Genomic DNA, 3661 nt, shown 5'->3' with positions numbered 1-3661 from the left:
CGAAAGTGTCCGGCACCGGCGTCACGATCAACAAATACGTTCGCGGCGGCCAAGTCATGACGGGATCATTTGAATTCGAACAGCCGACAGAAGCGGAATTAGAGCGGCGAAAGAATTTGAGCTAGCCATCACAGCGATCTCGCCAATCATATATACGGCCCTACTCCCCTGGGCCTGGCGATTTTCAGAATGGCAGCCGCGGCAGGACGCTTGCCGAATAACTGACAGCCTGGTCCCGCCCTTCGTTGCTGCTAGCCGGATTGGGGGCGTACCTCAAATCCGCCTCCCTGCTGGCCAACATCGTCGCCACCGCGTCCGTGCCGGCACTCAATCTCTAACAAATGGAGAGCAAAATGAGGAAAATTATTGTCACCGAATTCATCAGCGCCGATGGCATTGCCGAGGTTGAAAAGTTGACGCACGGAACTTGGAACTCCGAAATGGATAAATTCAAGAATGACGAACTTTCAGACAGTGGCGCCATGCTCTTGGGGCGCACTACATATGAAATTTTTGCCAGCTCTTGGCCCAAGGAAACCGGAGACTTCGCTGACAGATTCAACGCACTGCCAAAATATGTTGCGTCGACAACATTGAAAAACCTCGATTGGAAGCCTGCCGAATTGCTAAAGGGCGCACTGCCGGAAGCGGTCAAGAAGTTGAAAGAAGGCGGCGGCGGTAATATCTATGTACACGGCAGCATTAGCGTGGCTCAGGAATTGCTGCGACATGGCCTCGTCGACCGCATAAGGCTTCTCAGCCATCCTGTAGCTCTCGGTCAGGGAAAGCAGTTTTTCGCGCCCGGTGAACAGCAGGAACTTGAGCTGATCTCGGCCACGCGCTTCACCAATGGCATCTTGGCCATGGAATATGTGCCAGCAAAGACGAAGTAATTAGGGACGAAAAGCCAAACCCATATATTAGCCTCCCCTCATACTCATCTCTCCAATGGCGGCTATGGGTCGATTCCGGTCGTCCTGGTTGTTGTGCTGACAGGCAAACAAACCTCTAAACACCCTCTCATTTCCATGAGGCGGCGGGCGGCCTCAACCCGTCTTTGTGAGGCCAAGAAGTTCCAGTGTCCGGCTGTCCATATGGCCGCCACAAAACTGATCTAGCGCCCGATCGAAGATAAAGTGGTCACTGGACGCGTGCGAGAACAGCGTCATCGACGATCGGAATTTCAGATCGTCGGGTGACCCCAGTATCCCATTGAGGGATTTGTCGATGTGGCCGAGCAGGGCTTCGGTGCAGACGACAAGCCTCGGTCCAAGAAGCTCGTGACCCAGATAAGCCCGCGCCTCTTCAATCGACGCAATCCCATAAAATCGGGCTGTCGATGAATGCCCGAGGCCTTTCAATTGTGGAAAGATAAACCACATCCAATGGCTGCGCTTCTGACCTGCCCTCAATTCTTTGACGACTTGCGGGAAGATGGCTTTCTGCGCCTGCACAAACCGTTCGAGATCAAATTCCAATTCATGGGTCATCATCAGTTTGATCGCGGCTCAGCTCCGAACCGCCCTTGGTCCACCTAGTTGCTAGAATCCTGGGTTCTCGTCGAAGAGTCGCTGCACCATTGCGGAATCCAGATACGCGCGCACCTCAATAATTTTGTCTTCAGCAAAGTGGGTTACCCAGCAATATTTGTTGTCGAATCGCAGGCCGTTGACCGCCGTCGCCAACGACTTCAGTTCGACGATCGCCCAATCGCCACTGATTAGCACGCTAGTAACGTGGAGTTGAGCGCCTCCCGGAAGAACCTTTCCGAGGCGTTCAAATGTGTGGGCGCGAAATTCGGCCTTGCCGCGGTACCGTCCAGCCAGCGGATGGTGGCCCTCAACGGTCCAATCCACGTCATCGTCGACATGGTCAAAGAATGCTGAGCCGTCTCCAGCCTCCAAGTGAGCGAACAACGACCGAACGGCATCTTGAGAAAGGGGCATTTCTAAATTCCCTCAGGTTATCCCGCATCTTGTCGCGTACGCTGACGGCGGCGCCAGATCGCCGGAGCGACGCCACGCTGCGCACAGCAAGATACACTGTATCGCACTAAAATCCTCGGATGTATTTGCATCGAAGTTCCATTTCTGCCCGAAGCTGTGCGACGCTTGCATCATCTGCGCGGCACGGTCCGTTGCCGCGGCGCCCCCTCTTTCGCAACACGAGCGCCAGAGATTGCGCCTACCTGTTCGATATCGACCCCAACATCAAAACATGGGATTTCTGCTGCGGAGCCAGGCGCGTGCACAAAGCTTTGCCTGGGATACGACCAGTTGTAAACCTTGGCGTCTGGTCTTGCACAACACCTCGAGCGCCCTGATGGCTTCGGAGCGCACCAGAACTGGCGGGGTCATCGCTCTAATCGAAAGGTTTCGGCTGCAAGACAACCATCGAGCTTGATACAGCTCGATTTTACCATCGGCGCTTATAGTATACACTTCATTTGATGTAGATCCAAAGGATTAGTCCATATATACAATGCTTCAAATTGGTAACGAGACAATCGCACGATAACCGCAATTATCAACTGCGGGGCGCTCGATGCTTACTATATTTATACTTTCCACTTATCTAAGCGGCGGAGATGTCGAAAAGGGAGACGAGATAATTCGAGCCCAGCTCGAACTAATGAAGCTATCTTACTTTTTGCGATGACCCGCTTTATAGAACCAAGAGAGACGCCACAAGCCGTTCTGTGGCGCGGCTTGAAAAAGGCACCTCGTTTAAACCCGAAGACGTCATGGAACTCGATAGCGGGTTAAAGAACAAGACTGTCGAATTGAGCACGCATTTGAACAGAGGGGATTGCATTGCCCTTATTTCTGAAGCGCAAGACAAAGTGGATCGGTTGTACGAGCAGCTCAACCGATAGAGCGCACGGCAGCCCCCCGTCACATCCGCGACCAGGATAGCCGCGATTTTCCGCTTCTCGCTCATAGCGCCAGTCTCCCTTGGCCCAGACTAGCACAAAAGTACCCGCCGACGCCTGAAGGTCGATTTGGTTCGCCAAGATAGTCCCTGCTCGACCGAGTGGCCCAGTTGCGATGGCTCTTGTTCCACGAGAATGTCACCTATGATCCAGGTTCGCGTCGAACAGGTTTTGCTGGTGGTGCGCGTCCCAAGGGTGTATTTTGATTTCAGATATTTAGCCCACTCGATACCCCATCAGATGGGCGACGTTGTTGTGTGATCGTGTCCACCGGCATTGGCATGACGGGGTTTTGAAGCGCGCGAATCTGAACGTTTGGCGGGAGCGAAAGCCCTGCTTTGCTGGCGCGAGGATCGTAGCGATCGCAACCGTCCCGTGGAGCTTCATATCCCAAATTCGACGCATGTCGACAAAGCGGGGGGCTTGCCATGATCCGTTCACTATTCATTGTTTGTGCGGCTGTCGCAATATCGACAGCCCTCGCCTTGGCGCAATCGGCCCTGGTAGAGCCGAACGCCGGAACCTGGAAAACCTGGGTGATTTCATCGGGCAAAGACTTCCGGGTCCCGCCGCCGCCCGGAAGCAGTTCCCCGTGGAAAGGGTGCGGTTGGAATAAGCGAGGTTTGAGGCTGTTGGATAAGTTGGCGGGATTATTTTGGATTTGCGCGTATCGCCTGGGGTAAAAGTGGCAAGGGGATAAAGGGCATCGGTGCCCAACAGGCTCAGGCC

3 protein-coding genes and 1 pseudogene are annotated in these 3661 nt (G+C 54.1%); 2 read left to right on the top strand and 2 right to left on the bottom strand.

The genetic code is table 11. The features are described from left to right. Positions 1–125, top strand: a pseudogene (locus tag AAAC48_RS26735) (dihydrofolate reductase); the annotation flags it as partial. A 228-nt stretch (positions 126–353) separates the two neighbouring features. Further along, entirely contained in the window at positions 354–893 is a 540-nt protein-coding gene (locus AAAC48_RS26730; RefSeq protein WP_340657103.1) for a dihydrofolate reductase family protein, read from the top strand. A 153-nt stretch (positions 894–1046) separates the two neighbouring features. Here AAAC48_RS26730 and AAAC48_RS26725 read toward each other — a convergent pair whose 3' ends face one another. Next, positions 1047–1490 (bottom strand): DUF1810 domain-containing protein, encoded by a 444-nt coding sequence (locus tag AAAC48_RS26725; protein ID WP_340657104.1) that lies wholly within the window; start codon positions 1488–1490, stop codon positions 1047–1049. Positions 1491–1541: 51 nt separating this feature from the next. Next, complete coding sequence (locus AAAC48_RS26720) at positions 1542–1946, bottom strand: nuclear transport factor 2 family protein (protein ID WP_340657102.1); 405 nt, start codon at positions 1944–1946, stop codon at positions 1542–1544. Between the last annotated feature and the right edge of the window lie 1715 nt (positions 1947–3661).

Source organism: Phyllobacterium sp. (assembly GCF_037994405.1).
Classification (GTDB): domain Bacteria; phylum Pseudomonadota; class Alphaproteobacteria; order Rhizobiales; family Rhizobiaceae; genus Phyllobacterium.
The sequence above is the reverse complement of the archived record's forward strand: the minus strand, read 5'-3'. Positions and strand labels throughout refer to the sequence as shown.

Coding starts and splice junctions, on each gene's coding strand:
- AAAC48_RS26730 (WP_340657103.1), top strand. CDS start 354: ATGAGGAAAATTATTGTCACCGAATTCATCAGCGCCGATGGCATTGCC.
- AAAC48_RS26725 (WP_340657104.1), bottom strand. CDS start 1,490: ATGACCCATGAATTGGAATTTGATCTCGAACGGTTTGTGCAGGCGCAG.
- AAAC48_RS26720 (WP_340657102.1), bottom strand. CDS start 1,946: ATGCCCCTTTCTCAAGATGCCGTTCGGTCGTTGTTCGCTCACTTGGAG.